Annotated in this window: 9 protein-coding genes and 1 pseudogene; 3 read left to right on the top strand and 7 right to left on the bottom strand. The window is 70.2% G+C overall.

Annotated elements, in window-relative coordinates:
• The first annotated feature begins 1 nt into the window (after position 1).
• The gene (locus L1857_RS21395; RefSeq protein WP_116109683.1) at positions 2–3,469 is read left to right on the top strand and encodes a CHAT domain-containing protein; all 3,468 of its coding nucleotides are present in this window, start codon (positions 2–4) and stop codon (positions 3,467–3,469) included.
• Between the two features lie 186 nt (positions 3,470–3,655).
• Positions 3,656–3,931, top strand: a pseudogene (locus tag L1857_RS21390) (type II toxin-antitoxin system death-on-curing family toxin); the annotation flags it as partial.
• A gap of 278 nt (positions 3,932–4,209) precedes the next feature.
• Here L1857_RS21390 and L1857_RS21380 read toward each other — a convergent pair.
• The 4 genes from L1857_RS21380 to L1857_RS21365 are packed head-to-tail and all read right to left on the bottom strand — an operon-like array spanning position 4,210 to position 11,126.
• A complete protein-coding gene (locus L1857_RS21380) occupies positions 4,210–5,376 on the bottom strand; it encodes a Wadjet anti-phage system protein JetD domain-containing protein (RefSeq protein WP_116109682.1) in 1,167 nt (388 codons plus the stop codon).
• Positions 5,373–8,777 carry an ATP-binding protein gene (locus tag L1857_RS21375; protein ID WP_162830966.1) on the bottom strand — a complete coding sequence of 1,135 codons (3,405 nt, stop codon included), beginning with the start codon at positions 8,775–8,777 and terminating at the stop codon, positions 5,373–5,375. The genes L1857_RS21380 and L1857_RS21375 overlap by 4 nt, the downstream gene beginning before the upstream one ends.
• On the bottom strand, positions 8,774–9,625 hold the full coding sequence (locus L1857_RS21370; RefSeq protein ID WP_116109680.1) for a DUF4194 domain-containing protein: 852 nt from the start codon (positions 9,623–9,625) through the stop codon (positions 8,774–8,776). The genes L1857_RS21375 and L1857_RS21370 overlap by 4 nt, the downstream gene beginning before the upstream one ends.
• Positions 9,618–11,126, bottom strand: coding sequence for a DUF3375 domain-containing protein (locus L1857_RS21365; protein ID WP_116109679.1), 1,509 nt, complete (start codon positions 11,124–11,126; stop codon positions 9,618–9,620). Before L1857_RS21365 ends, L1857_RS21370 begins: the two co-directional genes overlap by 8 nt.
• Before the next feature lie 284 nt (positions 11,127–11,410).
• On the opposite strand from L1857_RS21365, the gene L1857_RS21360 reads away from it, so the two are divergent.
• Positions 11,411–12,100: a PIN domain-containing protein gene (locus L1857_RS21360; protein ID WP_249466072.1), complete on the top strand. Its 690-nt coding sequence runs from the start codon at positions 11,411–11,413 to the stop codon at positions 12,098–12,100.
• Here L1857_RS21360 and L1857_RS21355 read toward each other — a convergent pair.
• From L1857_RS21355 to L1857_RS21345, 3 genes are read right to left on the bottom strand one after another with little or no spacing between them, the layout of a single operon-like run.
• Positions 12,060–13,274, bottom strand: coding sequence for a mannitol dehydrogenase family protein (locus L1857_RS21355; RefSeq protein ID WP_205413178.1), 1,215 nt, complete (start codon positions 13,272–13,274; stop codon positions 12,060–12,062). The two genes, L1857_RS21360 and L1857_RS21355, sit on opposite strands and share 41 nt — an antisense overlap.
• Before the next feature lie 44 nt (positions 13,275–13,318).
• The gene (gene uxaC / locus L1857_RS21350; protein ID WP_116109677.1) at positions 13,319–14,746 is read right to left on the bottom strand and encodes a glucuronate isomerase; all 1,428 of its coding nucleotides are present in this window, start codon (positions 14,744–14,746) and stop codon (positions 13,319–13,321) included.
• A gap of 36 nt (positions 14,747–14,782) precedes the next feature.
• Positions 14,783–15,829, bottom strand: a complete 1,047-nt coding sequence (locus L1857_RS21345) for a LacI family DNA-binding transcriptional regulator (protein ID WP_240323075.1) — start codon at positions 15,827–15,829, stop codon at positions 14,783–14,785.
• Positions 15,830–15,854 lie beyond the last annotated feature (25 nt).

Here is a 15,854-nt window from a genome sequence, read left to right as displayed (position 1 = left end):
CGTGACCGACTGGGGCGAGCGGTTCTGGGACGCCTACCGGGTGGCCCGGCACAGCCCGGACCCGGCCTCGGTCCAGACGGCCATCGAGTACGGACGCCAGGCGCTCGCGGCCGCGGGCGGCGACGAGCGCACCACCTACCTGCGGAACCTGGGCGGCCTGCTGCAGACCCGGTTCCACCAGACCGGCGACCTGAGCTACCTGCGGGAAGCCGTCGACGGCCTGCTGGAGGCGGTCCTGCTCACCGCGGACCGCCCGGCCGAGGAAGCCGCCCACGCCAACAACCTCGGCATGGTGCTGCACACCGCGTTCCAGCACAACCGCGACCCGGCCACCCTGGACGACGCGGTGTGGTGGAGCCGGCAGGCCGTCGAGGGCGCGGCGCCCGAGGACAAGGCCGACTACCAGGACAACCTCGTCGTCGCGCTGCTGACGGTGTTCACCGTGACCGGCGACGAGGACGCGTTGCGGGAAGGCATCGAGCAGGCGCGGGACGCGGCGCGCCACGCACCGGACGCCGAGATCACCGGCCGCAGCCTGCACTTCCTCGCGGTTCTGCTCCGCCGCTGGTTCTCCCACACCGGTGACCCCGCGGTGCTGCCGGAGGCCGTCGACGCGGCGCGCCGCGCCGTCGAGCTCACCCCGGCCGGCTCGGCCGACCACCTGGACCGGCTGGCGCACCTGTGTGTCCTGCTCGACGACCGCCACCGGCTCACCGGCACCCGCGACGACCTGGCCGAGCTGGTCGAAGCCCGCACCACCCTGGTCGCGATCACCCCGCCCGGCGACCCGAGGTATTCGCGGTTCTCCACGAACCTGCTGTTCACCCAGCGCGAGTGGACCGCGCTCACCGGCGAACGCCCCGAGCGCGCCGGGCACGTGGCCGACCGCGCCGGGGTGGAGGCCGAAATGTCCGGCCTGCTCGCCGCCGAGTTCGGCCGGACCCGGAACCCGGAACTGCTGGAGCGGGCCGTCCGGCACGGCCGCGCGGCGATCGCCGCCACGCCCGCCGGGCACCCGCACCGGGCCGAGCGGCTGGACCACCTCGCGGCGGCGCTGGCGCAGCGCGGCGAGGCGTTCGGCGACCGCGCCGCGCTCACCGAATCGGTGGAGCTGCAACGGGAAGCGGTCCGGTGCGCGCCGTCCGGGGACCCGCGGCGGCCCCGGTACCTGGGCAACCTCGCCGTCACGCTGAACACGCTGTTCCTCGCCACCGGCGAGCTCGCCCTGCTCACCGAGGCGATCGACGCGGCCCGCGCGGCCGCCGCCACGACCGCCGGGCACCCGGACCACCCGGTGATGCTGGCCAACCTCGCCGCGACGCTGCACCGCCGGTTCCGCGTCACCGGCGAGCTGCGGATGCTGACCGACGCGCTCGACGCCGCGCGGGAATCCGTCCGCCTCGGCGCCGGCCGCGTCGCCGGGCACGCCCGCCATCTCGGCAACCTCGCCACCATGCTGTCGGACTGGTTCGAGCGGACGGGCCGGGCGGCAGCCCTCGACGAGGCCATCCGCGTGCACCGCGCCGCCGCCGACGCGACCCCGGCCGGCCACCCCGACCGCGCGCTGCGCCTGGCGAACCTGGGCGGCGCCCTGGGCACCGCCTACGCCCGGTTCGGCGACCAGAACGCCCTGCGCGAGGCGATCGCCGCGCGGCGCGCGTCGGTGGCCGCGGCCGCCGAGGGCAGCCCGGAGCGAGCCGGTTACGTGGCCGGTCTGGCCGGGGCGTTGTGCGACTGGTCCGCGCGGCCCGGTGCGGGGGAGACGGACCCGGCGATCCTCGACGAGGCCGTCGCGCTCGCGCGTGAAGCGGTCCGGGGCCGGGAGGGCGAGGCGTTCTCGCGGACCACGACGCTGAGCACGCTCGCCGACGCGCTGCGGCTGCGGTTCCGCCGGTCCGGCGACCGCGACGCGCTCACCGAGGCGCTCGACGTCTACCGCGAGGCCGCGCTCTTCGCCGGATCACCGACGGTCCGGCGGGTGGAGGCGGCCGAGCGGTGGGGCGAGCTGGCCGCCGAGGGCGGGTTGCCCGCGACGGCGGCCGAGGGCTACGCGGTCGCGGTCGGGTTGCTGCCCCAGCTCGCCGGCCGCCGTCTGGACCGGGGCGACGCCCAGTACTGGCTGGGCCGCTTCGCCGGGCTCGCCGCCGACGCGGCCGCGTGCGCGCTGAACGCGGGCGACCCCGAGGGTGCGGTGACCGTGCTGGAGTCCGGCCGCTGCGTGCTGGCGGCCCAGGCGCTCGACAGCCGCGGCGACCTGTCCGAGCTGCGCGAGCGGGCGCCCGGGCTGGCGGCGGAGTTCGAGGCGCTGGGCGCGGAGTTCGAAACCGACACCACGCGGGACCGCCTCGCGCTCGCCGCGGAACTGGAGGCGCTGGCCGTGCGCATCCGGGAACTGCCGGGGCTGGACCGGTTCCTCCGGCCGCCGTCGCTGGACGATCTGACGGCGCAGGCGCACGAGGGCCCGGTGGTCTACGTCAACGTCAGCCGCTACCGGTGCGACGCGGTGATCCTCACCCCGGACGGCGTCCGCGCCCGGCCGCTGCCGGACCTGACCGAAGACGCGCTGCGGCAGCGGGTGCGTGCCTTCCGCGCCGCGCTGGCCGCGGAACCCGGTGAGCGGCAGGCCGCCGAGCGCACGATCCACGACACACTGGAATGGTTGTGGGACACCGTGGCCGGCCCGGTGCTGGACGCGATCGGCGTGACCGGATCGCGGATCTGGTGGGCGCCGGTCGGCGTGCTCAGCCTGCTCCCGCTGCACGCCGCCGGACACCACCGCGGCGGCGGCCCGGCGGTGATGGACCGGGTGATCTCGTCGGTCACGCCGACGGTCCGGGCGCTGGCCCACGCGCGGACGCGGCGGCGGGGGAGTGGCGAGCGGCCGCGGCTGCTCGTCGTCGCGATGCCGTCCACTCCGGACGGTGCCGACCTGCCCGGCGCGCGGGCCGAAGCGGAGTTCCTCGCCGCCCACGTCCCCGGTGCCACGGTGCTGGCCGGCGCGGACGCCACCCGCGACGCCGTTCTCGACGCGCTGCCGTCCGCCGGCTGGGTGCACTTCGCCTGCCACGGGTACAGCGATCCGGACAACCCGTCGGACAGCCACCTGGTGCTGCACGACCACGCCCGCGCCCCGCTGCGCGTGGTCGACGTGTCCCGGCTGCGCCTGCCGGACGCGCGGTTCGCCTACCTGTCCGCCTGCGACACCGCCCGCACGAGCGAAACCCTGTCCGACGAGGCGATCCACCCGGCGGCCGCGTTCCAGATCGCCGGGTTCGCCCAGGTCGTCGGCACGCTGTGGCGGGTGGAGGACGCCGTCGCGCCGGTGCTGGCGCAGTGGATCTACCGGGACCTGCTCACACCCGGAGCCGGGACGACGGCGACGGCGGTGCACCGGACGGCCCGCGCGCTGCGGGAGAAGTACCCGAACCTCCCGTCCGTGTGGGCGGCCCACGTCCACTTCGGCGCCTGATGATCTTGATACCAGCTGGGTATCGTCGGGTGCGTGGCCATGACTTTGCGCTTGACCGAGGAGCAGGAGCGCGCTCGCGATGCTCGCCGAGGCGCAGGGTGTCAGCAAGCACGAGGCGGCGGTGCGCGCGGTGGTGCTGACCGGCGCGGGCAAGGCGTTCCGCGCGGGCCAGGACCTAAGGAGCACGTCGGGCTGCTGGACTCCGCGGCGCACCGCCCGCAGGTGTCGGTGATGGGGCAGGACGCCTATCCCGGCCTGCACGAGAAGGCCGCCGTCCTCCTCGAGTCGATCGTGCGCAACCCTCCGCTGATCGACGGCAACAAGCGGCTGGGGTGGATGGCGGTCTTCGTGTTCCACGGGCTCAACGGTGCCGACCCGGAGGCCGCGGAGCATCTGGCCCGGTGGACGCGTCCCGGCGTCACCCCGCTACGCGACCCGGCCGGCTTCCGCTTCGGCGCCTGACCGCCGACAGGCGGCCGCGGCACCGCCGGCAGTCGGCTCGCCACCGACGTCGTCGCGTACGTGCCCGTCTTCCCTCTCGGGGGCATCACCCCGCTCCAGTCCTCGGTGGTCGCTGCCCGGTTGGCGGTGACTCCGGTGGCCGTGGAACCGACCTGACTTCTCCAGCGATCACCGAACATCCAGCTCATCCCTGGCACCCCGTCGACGGCACACCTGCGCTAGAACATCGGATCCCGCTGGTCATCCACCCACCGCGGAGCCCCGAAGGTGAGCCGCTATCAGTGCCCGTTCGAGGACGCGGTGCGAGCAGTAACGACGCTAGCGGCGGTGTGCAGCGGTATGCGTTCCTGTTCGATGCGCCGGTAACCGCGAAACATCGGGTCAGTGAGGCGTTCATAAACGGCGCGCTCGTCCGGCGTGAGGTGTGGCAGGGACTTGGGGCTTCCCGGTTCGAGGCGTTGGCCCCGTTGGTCTGTATTGGTGCCGTAGGGCTCGTAGGTGTCGTATGTTGTGGTGTCCATGAGGATGCTGGCGACAGGCACGCCGTCGTCGCGCCAGCCGTTGAGGATTTCGTAGCCATGCGCGTCGATGTCACCCCAGTAGTAGAGGTGCGGCGCGGCGGTGAGCCAGGGGAAGGCGGCCGCGGTCTTGCCACCGAATCCACCACCCTCGACGGCGATACCGCCGGTGATGGGCGGGAAGTGGATCGCGGTGTCTTTGTTCTCGGAGATGATGACCACGGTCGGGGCGTAAGCGGGCGTGACGCTGTCGCCGACGGTCGCGGAGTCGTGGCGACGTGCGCCCGAGGCTTGGTAGGTGGGGTCGAGGTAGCTGAAGTGGATGCGGGCGGGGTGTTTGGGCAGGAGGCCGAGGCTGTCACGTCCGGTGAGTGCGAGGATCAGCGGCTGATGGGTGTTGAGCCACTTGGAGTGGACACCGGGTATCGGGACCTGACGTGGTGTGTAGCCACTGGCGTCGTGGGCCTGGAACCAGGCGGCGACGGTGAGCAGGAGCTCGAAGTCGGTGTCCTCGTAGCGGTTGGCTGTGCGGATGACGAGGGCGGGGTCGGCGGCGGCGGGGAAGTGGGTGGTGACACGAGTCAGGTGAGCCCGCGCTTTCGCGAGTCGTCTCTCCCAGCCATCGCCGACGACAGCGGCGGCGCTGCCGACATCGACGATTTCGAGGTGCGTGGGGATGTCCTGGGTCGTGGTGTATACCCGCTTCTGCTGGGTGTGCAGCCGTACCGGACGTCCTCGGGCCCAGTCGCGCCACTGCCGGATTCGCGGCTGGTAGATGGTTTGCCAGCCGGCTTCGAGCTGGGTCTTCGTGGTCGTGCCGAGGGCGAACCGGTGTGGCCACGATGTCGTGGCGCCGGCGACGTCACCGGCCCAGGTGCGGTCGAGTCGTCGACGGATGTCGCCGAGGACGTCGGCGGGCGTTTTCATGCGGGCATCTCGGTGACGTCTGCCTGTGCGTCCGCTCGGCGTTCCGTTCGGGAAAGGGTCTTCACGGACGAGTAGCCGCGGCTGTTCTTCGCCATGTACAGAAAGTGGCTGGCGTGTGGCTCGAGCGCGGTGAACTGGCCGTACGGGGCGCCGATGATGAGCTGGAAACCGAGGCCCTTCCACGCGTCTACCGCACGGCCCGCGAACTCGCTGTCGGCTTTCACGAATCCTTCGTCGAGGAAAACGGGCGCGAATCCGGGTCGTGCGTCGGTTTCGTCGCCGAGTTGAAAGCGCAGTGCGGCGCCCACGATGAAGGCGACCAGCTCCTGGGACTCACCACCTGATTTCCCGCCGAGCGCGGCGTAGGTTGACCGCTCACGACCGTGACTGTCGTAGGAGACGGCGGTGATCTCGATGTGCTTGCGCACGTCGAGGAAGTAGTCGCGGTTGTTCTTGCCGGCGGTGTCCTTCCGGATCGCGCCCATGAACCGGCGTAGTTTCCTGTACCACTTTTGGACCTGGTCGTCGGTGAAGGCGTCGATGTCGGCTCGGGACAGAGTGTTCAGTTCCCTCTTGAACTTCTTGATGTCGTCGCGGTTCAACTCGCGCAGATCGATCTTGAGCCGGTCACGGTGGGCGCCGAACGGGAGTTGTGCGAGAATTTTGTTGACGGGTTCGAGCCGGTTGCGGATGTCGTCGATCGCGAGACCGAACGCGCCGGCGAGCGGTACGAGATCTTGTCCGGACCAGTCCGTGAGCCGTTTCGCCCATTCCTGTCGGCGTTCGTGGAGGCCGGTGGCGACGATGCTGTCCAGTATGCGCCGGAATGACGGGTAGTTCTCGATCGAGGCTGACAGGTTCGGGTCGTCCCACCGGTCCAGATACCGTTGAAACGCGGTTTCGAGTGCTTGCGTCGCCTTGTCGGCCTTGCCCAGTTCTCCCTGCTCGAGTTCGACGAGCCTCCCCTTGAGACGGCCGGCCCCAGCTCGGAACCCACTGAGGTCTCCTACGGTTGCGACCTGTGCGAACTGGGTGTCGAGATAGGCTGACTGCTCGTCGGTGAGCGTGACGGCCTGCTCGCGGTTGATGCGCTGGAGTTCCCCGACGATGTGGTCCTTCCGGTCGATGATCTCGCCAAGGTCGGCATCGAGCCTTTCGATGGTCTGCTCGGCCGCGTAGATCTTGCCTCCGGCGTCCTTCAAGCTGGTGTTGAGGGCTTCGAGTTCGGCCTGGAACGTGCGGAGGGCGTCGTCCGAGGCCAGGATGCGCTTCCTCTGCTGTTCTCGGCTGTCGATCTCACGCTGGACGCCGTCGGGATCGATGCTGCGCCACCTGGTGGAGAGGATGTGTTCGTGGGAACTCTTGTCCGCGAGGAGCGCTGTGAACTCGCGGTCGACGTCGGCTCGCCGTCTGTCGAGATCGCCGAGGACCTTCTCCAGTTCGTCGAGGCGGGTCTCGATCTCTGCCAGGCGCTCCTCCTTCGAGAACCCGATGACGTACGGCGCGTTGATCGAGCCGTGAGCGCCGGACCTTCCCCTGCGGGTTTGGCCATTCACTGTGACGCGGCGGCCCCCTCCACCCAGCCCGCCGGCATTGTCGACGCACAACGCATCGACGCCGGCGCCGGAGATGCGGTCCTGGACCCATGCGGTGAAGCGCGTGGGCTTGTAGTCCAGTTTCCCCGACACGTAGGCCGGGTCGAAATCTCTGGGTTCGTACGAAGTGAGATGCACTCCTTCGTAGTTGACCCGGTGCGGAAGGTCGAGTGGGTCGATCACACGAGAGACTCGATCGAGCTCGTCTGCGTCGATGAGGAGGACGCGGGCGAGGCCGAAGAGAGTGGTTTCGATGGCCTTCCGCCATTTCCTCTGCTCAGCCGGCACGTCGAGGAGCTCGCCGACGAACGGCAGGTCCTCCGGCGGGATACCCGTCGCGTGGGCGATCATCATCCGCGATTTGTCCAGCTTCGGATCCATGCGTCCTTCGCGGTGTGCCAGCGAGTCGCGTTCGTCGACGAGCTCGCCTTTCTCCTTGCTGGGCTCGTAGACGGCGATTTGAAGAGCGTGCCGTCGCGCATTGACGACCTCGAGTGCGGCCTCGAACCCGTCGACGAACGTGCGGGACTGCTTCTGGGTGGCGGTGAAGTCGTCCTCGTTGTCGATGGTGAGGCCGAGCCGGGCCGTCAGCTCGTCGAAGGTGGCGCGTTGGGCGGACGCGGCGTTCAAGTCGGATCCGAGCCGGTTGATCTCCGCTTCGAGACGGGCGAGCGTCGCATGTGACTCGTTCTTGCGGAGGTCGGCTTCGACATCGATCTTACGAGATGTCAGCTCGGCATGTCGCTTCTCGGCTTCACCCTTGTCCTTGACGGCTTGGGCCCGCTGGCTGCGCCTGGCGGTTTCGGCCGTTTCGAGCAGGGTGTCTTCGGTACCGAGCATCCACACAGTGAACGGCGTGTCCCCGCTTCGATGAATACCGAACGTGTCGATCAGGCGAGCCTTCTCGAGTGCTTCCTGCCGGTCCCGGTGCAGCTCGGGAATCCGGGCGAGAACCTCGGACTTCTGTCCCTCGGTCTCCATCGCGTCGTAGGCGTCTTCGAGATTCTTGAAGTGCTCGACCGCGTCGTCCGCGGCGGCGTAGGTACCCGGTAGGTCGATGACCATGGACTTGTACAGGTCGTCAACCGTGCGGACCTGGTATCCGGCCTGGATGCGCGCTAGCAGGCGGAGTGCCTTGGCGCCGTCGCCGTGGGCGCCGATACCCAGCCGCGTGAAGAACGCCTGGGAGAACGACCCGTAGGTCTCGTGCATCTTCAGGTTCGGAAATCTGCCCTCGACCGTCCGCTTGTCGAACTTGTCCTTGGCGAAAGGCTCGACCTCGGACAGGTCGATCGTGCCTTCGACGATGCACATCTTCCGGGTGAGATCGCTGTCCTTGGTAGCCGCGCGGGGAACGTGGTAGAGGCGGGCGACGGTGTAGCGATGTTCGTTGTCGTCGACGAACGTGACCGCCAGCGCCCCCCATGTCGCGGAGCTTTCTCCCCGCAGAACCTGGTCGGCCAACCCGCCACCGGTGATCCGGCTCGTATCCAGCTTGCCGCGTAGATAGGAGATGAGGCTACGCTGGTCGGCGCTTCGGGCACGTCCGACGGTCGCGTCGTTGGACGCGCCGTTGAAGGGGATGTTGGAGTCCATCATCACCGCGATGTAGGCGTCGAGCAAGGTCGACTTACCTGTCCCGGATGCGCCGGACAGCAGGGTGGTAGTCGGCGCGAAGCTGACGATGCTGTGGCCGTGGAAGCCGCCCCAGTTGATCAGCTGGAGCGTGTCGACCTTCCATTGCGTGGCCCCCTCGGTGGTGCCGGGAAGGCGGAGCAGCTGCCGCTCGGAGTGGTTAGTCGTCAACTGGATGCCTTTCCCTCGGTTTTCGCGGGAGCCGCATGGGCAGGGTCGACAGCGAGCGCGTCGTCTGCCCCGGTGCCGGGTTCGGTGCCGTTGAGCTGCATGAGCCACTCCCACAGCTCCTGGAGTTTTCGCAACGGCAGCAGGACCGCGATGACCGGAGAGATCCGTAAACGGGACGCGTCATTGGTGCGAGTGAGGACCTTCGCCCTGATCAGGCTGTCGATGGCGTTGTTGGCTTTCGACTCGTCACCCGCGCGGTTGGTCGCGTGAGCCGGCCGGAACGAGGCAATGTGCGCGATGAGTTCGTCTCGTTCGACGGTGACGTCTTCGTGCCCGGACGCTCGTTCGCTCTGGAATCGGTGCCGCAGGAACACCAGCGAAATCGTCTCCTCACGGGTGTACACCGTGTCGTGGAGAAGCGTCGGAAACTCCCGCCCGCCACCTTCGGAGGCCGCCTGCTGTTTGAACGCGACCTCGTGGTTCGGATCCACGTGGAGATCGAGGAACATGTCGTTCAACCGGGACTTGATCGGAACCGGATCCTCTCGGATGACGCGCCATTCCGCGGGATTCCGTGCCGCCGAGATGAACCGGTGCTTCAGCAGTGCGACCAAGGCGCGGCGTTGTTCGAGCGACAGACCGCCCGCGTCTCCTTCGAACAGTGCCAGCGACGATCCTTCCTGCTTTTCCTCGCCGGCGAAGCCTTCGTCGACGTCGCCGAGGAATTCGGTGTCGTCGTCGAGGAATTCGGTGTCGTCGTCGACGTGCGAGTCGAAGTCCTCGCCAGCGCCAGCCTGAAGGAAGTACGAAGCGGCGTTCTCGGCCGACCCGTCCGTGGTGTCACTCACCAGCGGATCCGTTGAGTGTGAGACCGGCGAGCGCTGCGGCTTCGGTAGGGGTGAGGGACATCCTGGGTACCAGGAAGTGACGTCGATCGCCGTTCGGGCGAATCGCTTCGAACACCTCGGTTTCGTCGTCGTCACTCATCGCGTCGATACGCGACACGAGGTGGAGGAGCCCGAGAACCTCGACGGGGCGCCGCAGTCGCTTCGGCAGTTCATTGAACAGATGTCCCACCGTGTCACTGTTGCCGGTGGTGAAGGCGTCGATCAACGCCGCCCGCAGCTCGTCAAGCGAAGGCCCGCCCTGCATTCGCAGCTCCTCGACCGTGGGTGGCTCCAGACCGTCGTCGTCGACCCGTTCCAGTGGCGGCGGGGGTTCGGCCGAGGCGGGATCCCAGAGCCGGGTACGCAGGTGGCCCACCTTCGCCACGGGCGGCAGCAGTTCGACCGGAACCGTGGCTCGCGGACCCGCGGTCTCCATCCACTTCGCCAGTTCACGCTCGATCCCTCGCAACACCCGGTCGAGCTCGCGCTCCTGGAGCACGTCGCGGTTGACGATGTGCTCCTTCAACGTCGCGGTGAGCCGCCGGCGCTGGGCGAGCACGTCCTTCATGCCCTGGCGAATGATCGTCACCGCCCCGCGGATCTCGCTGACGTCTCTCGTGTCGAGGACTTCCGCCGCCGGGTGCGCGAGGAGTGCCTGAACGTTCTCCCGCAGCTCCAGCAGGAGCGCGTCGTCGCGAAGCAGAACGAACGCTCCATCGAACGCTCGTCCCTCCGGCGTCTCCTTCACCAGCTCGTCCTGCCTCGCGAGATACTCGTCGAGGACGTCGATAACAGGGCGGTCCTCGTCGCGGAAGTCGCGAAGAATCTTGCGATGCATGTCCAGCACGGATTCCTCGACCCGTTTGAAGTCCGAGGGCAGCTGGCCGATCAGATCGATGAGGTTCGTGTACCCGTCGAGCATCCGCTCGTCCGACGCTGTAGCCGCGTCGCCGCCCGTTTCGAGGCGATCACGTTCGGCTTCCAGCTCGCGAATCTGGCTGTTCAGCCGCTCGATGCGGGCCTGAGCATCAGGCGATGCTTCCAGTGCCCACCGGCGGACCGTGTCCAGAATCGTCGTCAGCCGCGACTCCGACACGAGCACGCGGTCACGAGACAGGTTCTGCACCAGGTCGAGCGCTTCCAACGCCGACGAGGTCAGCGAATAGACAAGACTGTCATCTGCAGCGTTGTCCCGGAACAGCCACTGGTCGTTGACCCATAGGTTGCACAGTGCCCGTCCGTTCATGCTCGGCGGAACATCGATGCCGTCGCGCTGCAGCTCGGTCAGATACGTGTCGATCTGGGTGTGGAGCACGTCCGTCTGGACCGACCGGCGATCGCGGGAAAACGAACAACGGAACACCGCGACTCGGAATGCCGCCCACTTGCCGTCCAGGAGGCGCAGTGTGGGACGGGCAAGTGCGTCCTGTGCCCGTGTGAGCTCACCGAGAACCCTGCTCATGCAACCTCCCAGTCGCCCCCTCCGGCCACGGCTCGAACGATAGGCCCCATGACCGACAGTTTTCGGGCGCCGGCCCACGGGCACGTCGGTCCAGCCGACAACCCATGAGTCGTTCCGTGACTACTCAATGTTACTGATTGAGTGAGCGGCGGGACACGAACTCGGCGGGACTGCCCCGCCGCGCCGATCGGGACTGACGCTGTCGGCTTTCCTTGCGAGCTCGGCATCGTCCGCAGGGCGCGCCGCGGCGGTCACCGACACCGGGACGTGTGTATAGGGTGTGTATGGCGAGGCTGAACGTCTACGTGCCCGATGAGCTGGCCCAACGCGCCAAGGCCGTGGATCTGAACGTGTCCGCTCTGGTGCAGGCCGCGATCGCGGACGAGCTGCAACGCCGGCTACCACCGCCTGGCTGGACGCGCTGCCGTCGCCGCGGCGCACGGTTTCGCACGACGCGGCTGTCGAGGCCTTGGACGGCGCCCGGGCGGAACTGGCCGGTGCCGAGGATGAGTGACGCGCCCGCCGAGATCGCCGTCCTGGACGCTTCCGTTCTCGTGGACCTGCTGGCCGGCACCGGCTACGCGCCCGCCGCGAAGAAGCGGCTCGCGGGTACCGTTCTGCCCGCGCCGGCGCACCTGGATGCCGAGGTGCTCTCTTCGCTGAGCCGCCTGGAGCGTGTCGGGCAGCTGCCCGCGTCCGAGGTGGGCGCGGCGCTGGGTGCGCTGGCGACGATCCCCCTCACGCGGCATCCCGTCGTCGAACTCGCGGCCGGGGCCTGGGCGCGCCGTGCGGATCTGCGTCTCGCTGATGCGCTCTACGTCGAACTCGCCGGGCGGTTGCACGCCCGGGTTCTCGCCACGGATCACCGCCTCGCCCGGGCGACCTCTCTCGCCGAAGGGATCAGCCGGTGGCCCCGGCCGGGCGTCGGACGGGTCACGTGCTGCGGGCCGGGTGTCGTGGTAGTTCGGTGTTGATCGCGGTGAGTAGTTCTCCGTCGTCGGCCAGGGTGGGGTCCATCGCGGGCAGGACGCGGTGCGCGGGTTTTTCCGCGCGCGCCAAGGGGATCAGCTCCGCGGCACGCGCGTCCCGCACCTCGTGGCCGCGCAGGTACGCCAGCCACGCGGCCAGGCCGGCGACCGCGCTGTGCGGCAGCCGTCCCCGCGCCCGCTCGCGGTGCAGCACGGGGAGGATGCGGACCGGGATCTTCTGCGAGCCGTCCGCGGCGATCTGGCTCAGCAGGTGCCGGATGCCGGGCGCGGCGAACCGCTCCCGCAGCCGGTGCCGGTAGCCGGCGATCCCGGCGGGGGACAGGTACGGGGCCGCGGTGTCCCACCACGACTCGACCAGCTCGCCGAGCACCGGATCGCCCGCGGCCTCGGCGACCGTGGCGTGCCCGCGGGCCAGCCCGGTGTAGGCCAGCAGCGAGTGCGCGCCGTTGAGCAACCACAGCTTGCGTTGCTGGTACACCTCGATGTCGTCGACGAACCGCGCCCCCGCCCGCTCCCACGCCGGGCGACCGCGGGGGAAGGTGCCGGCGATCTGCCACTCGGTGAACGGTTCGGTGACCACGGGCGCGAGGTCCCGCACCCCGCTGATCTCCGCGACCCGTCGCACGTCGCGTGCCGTGGTCGCCGGGGTGATGCGGTCGACGACCGTGCCGGCGATGGCGACCTCGTCTTCCACCCACGCGGCGAACCCGGGCTCGGCGCACACCTTGCGCAGCACCGAGCGCAGCACGTCCCCGTTGCCGGCGAGGTTGTCGCACGGCACGAGCGTGATCGGGGCCCCGTTGGCGTGGAAGCGCGCCCGCAGCCCGGCCACCAGCCGGGACACCGCCGAGTCGGCACCCGGCTCGGGGACGGTGTATGCGGCCTCGGTGACCGTGAGGGTGATCAGCGCGACCTCGGGGGAGGCCACGTCCGCCAGCCACTGCCGGGTGTCCGCCCCGGCGTGCGCGCGAGTGATCGAGCCGACCGGTTCCACCCGATCACCGGAGTCCTCGCGCACGAGCAGGGAGAACAGCCCGCCCTGCCGGGTGAGCAGCTCCGGCAGTTCGGTGCTGCGGAAGGTGTAGGCGGCGATGCCCCACGCGGGATCGGCGGCGGTGTACCAGGCCTGATGCGCCCGGTGGAACGCCCCGAGTCCCAAGTGGACAGCGCGGACGGGCGCCGGTTCCCCGGCGCGAGTCAGCGTCACAGCCGGAACGCCTTGCGCGGCTGGCGGTCGTTGAGGTCGCGCAGCACGTCGTGGGCGTCGTCCTCGCTGAGCACGTGCTCGGCGACCAGGCTCGCCAGGTGCGCGGCGTCGACCCGGCGCGCGGTGTCGTGCCGGGCCGGGATCGAGCAGAAGCTCCGGGTGTCGTCGATGAACCCGGCGCTGCGGTGGAACCCGGCGGTTTCGGTGACGGCGTCCCGGAAGCGGCGCATGGCCCGCGGGGCGTCGAGGAACCACCAGGGCGCGCCGAGGTAGACCGTGGGGTAGAAACCGGCGAGCGGGGCGAGCTCCCGCGAGAACACCGTCTCGTCGAGCGTGAACACCACGGTCTGGAACACCGGATGGGTGCCGAACCGCTCCAGCATGGGCTTGAGCGCCCGCGTGAACTCGGCGCGCACCGGGATGTCGTGACCGGTGTCGGCGCCGTACCGGGCGAAGGTCGGCTCGTGGTGGTTGCGGTCGACGCCCGTGTGCAGCGCGAGGACCATCCCGTCCTCACTGGACATCCGGGCCATCTCACCGAGGAGGTGCCGCGACAACGTCCGGGCGTCCCCGGGCCCGGCCGTGCCGGCGCGCACCGCGTCGAACAACCGCGACGCCTGCGCCTCGGGCAGGAACTCCATGCGCGCGTCCGGGGCGCTGTGGTCGGTCGCGGTGGCGCCGTGTGCGCGGAAGAACTCCCGGCGCTGCTCCAGCGCGGCGATCGTGCCGCGGTAGCTGCCGGTGTCGATGCCGCTCGCCTCGGCGAGGCGGTCCAGCGCCGCCGGCCAGCCGGGGTTCGTGGCGTCGAGGTAACGGTCGGGCCGGAAGGTCGGCACCACCCGGCCCCGCCACGCCGGGTCGGCGGCGAGCGCGCGGTGGTGCCGCAGGTCGTCGGCGGGGTCGTCGGTCGTGGCGAGCACGGCGAGGTTGAACGACTCGTACAGCTCCCGGGGCCGGAAGCCGGGTTTGGCGAGCCGCTCGGACAGCTCGTCGAACAACGCGTCGGCGGTCGCCTCGGAGGGGTGCACCGTCACGCCGAGGACGTCGTGCAGCTCGGCCTCCAGCCACTGCCGGGACGCCGTGCCCAGGAAGAACCGCCAGTGGGTGCAGAAGGTGCGCCACACCTCACGAGGCGGGGCGGTACGCCCTTCCGGGTCGCGCAGGCCCAGGTCGCGCAGCGGGACGCCGTGTGCGTGCAGCAGCCTGGTCACGTAGTGGTCGGGGGTGACCAGCAGCTCGGCGGGGTTGCCGAACGGTATGTCCTGCGCCAGCAGCGCGGGGTCGACGTGCCCGTGCGGGCTGACCAACGGCAGGTCGCGCACGCTCTCGTAGAGCCTGCGGGCGATCGACCGCTCGGCGGGGTCGCTGGGCAGGAGCCGGTCCGGATGGGGTGCGAGGGCGATCCCTGTCGAGCCACGGTGCATTCCCGCAGGCTCGCCGCCGGCGCCCGCCCCGTGCAACTAGTTGCCGCCAGTTGCCACGGGCGCGGGGCCGGTCGAGCCGCGGACGACCAGGTGGGCGTCGAAGCGCTGCGTCACCTCGTGGCCGCCGCGCCCGGTGAGATCCGCGCACAGGGCGTCCACGGCGGACCGGCCCAGCTTCGCGGCCGGGCCGGCGATCGTGGTCAGCGCGGGCACCGTGAGGCCGGCGCCGAAGATGTCGTCGCAGCCGATCAGGCTGATCTGCCCGGGCAGCCGGATCCCGGCCAGCTGCAGGCGTTGCAGGGTGCCGAGCGCGATCAGGTCGTTGTAGGCGATCGCCGCCGTCGCCCCGTCGAGGATCAGCGCGTCGGCCGCCTCGTGGCCGCCCTGCTGGTTGGGCGCGAACGGGCCGAGGAACCCGGCCCGGATGCCGAGCGCGCCGGCTTCTTCCCGGGCGGCGCGCCACCGCTGCCCGTTGACCCAGGAGCTGCGCGGCCCGGACAGGTAGGCGATGCGGCGGTGGCCGAGCGCGGCGAGGTGGCGCACCGCCTTGCGCATGCCGCCCGCGGTGTCCACGACCAGGCTCGGCAGGCCGTGGATCTCCCGGTTGACCACGACCAGCGCCCGGTGCTGGGCGAGCTGGCGCACCACGTCGTCGGACAGGCGGGACGTCGCCAGGATCCCGCCGCTGGTGGCGGCGAGCAGCTGCCGGAGGTTGCGCGCCTCGACCTCGGGCGATTCGTCGCTGTCGGTCAGCGCCAGGGTGAAGTCCCGCTCGATCGCCCGCGCCTGCGCCGCCTTGATCAGCGGTGCGTAGTAGGGGTTGGCGATGTCGGTGACCACCAGCATCAGCGTGCGGCCGCGGCCCGGCGATCCGGCCCGGGCCAGCGGCCGCGGCTGGTAACCGATCGCGCGCGCGGCGGCCCGGACCCGCTCGCGGGTGGCCGCGTTGACCCGCGACGGATTGCTGAACGTCCGCGAGACGGTGGACGCGGCGACCCCGCAGTGCCGCGCCACGTCGTAGATGGTGACCCGTCCCTCGTCCACGCCCTGCCCTCCGGTGATCGTGGCAACAGCTGGCAACAAATTGTCATGCTACCGGCGGCCTCCT

Origin of the sequence: Amycolatopsis thermalba, from assembly GCF_023376025.1 — a bacterium.
Classification (GTDB): Bacteria; Actinomycetota; Actinomycetes; order Mycobacteriales; family Pseudonocardiaceae; genus Amycolatopsis_E; species Amycolatopsis_E thermalba.
This window is presented reverse-complemented; position numbering and strand designations above follow the sequence as displayed.

Coding starts and splice junctions, on each gene's coding strand:
- L1857_RS21380 (WP_116109682.1), bottom strand. CDS start 5,376: ATGAAAACGCCCGCCGACGTCCTCGGCGACATCCGTCGACGACTCGAC.
- L1857_RS21365 (WP_116109679.1), bottom strand. CDS start 11,126: ATGAGCAGGGTTCTCGGTGAGCTCACACGGGCACAGGACGCACTTGCC.
- uxaC (WP_116109677.1), bottom strand. CDS start 14,746: ATGCACCGTGGCTCGACAGGGATCGCCCTCGCACCCCATCCGGACCGG.
- L1857_RS21360 (WP_249466072.1), top strand. CDS start 11,411: ATGGCGAGGCTGAACGTCTACGTGCCCGATGAGCTGGCCCAACGCGCC.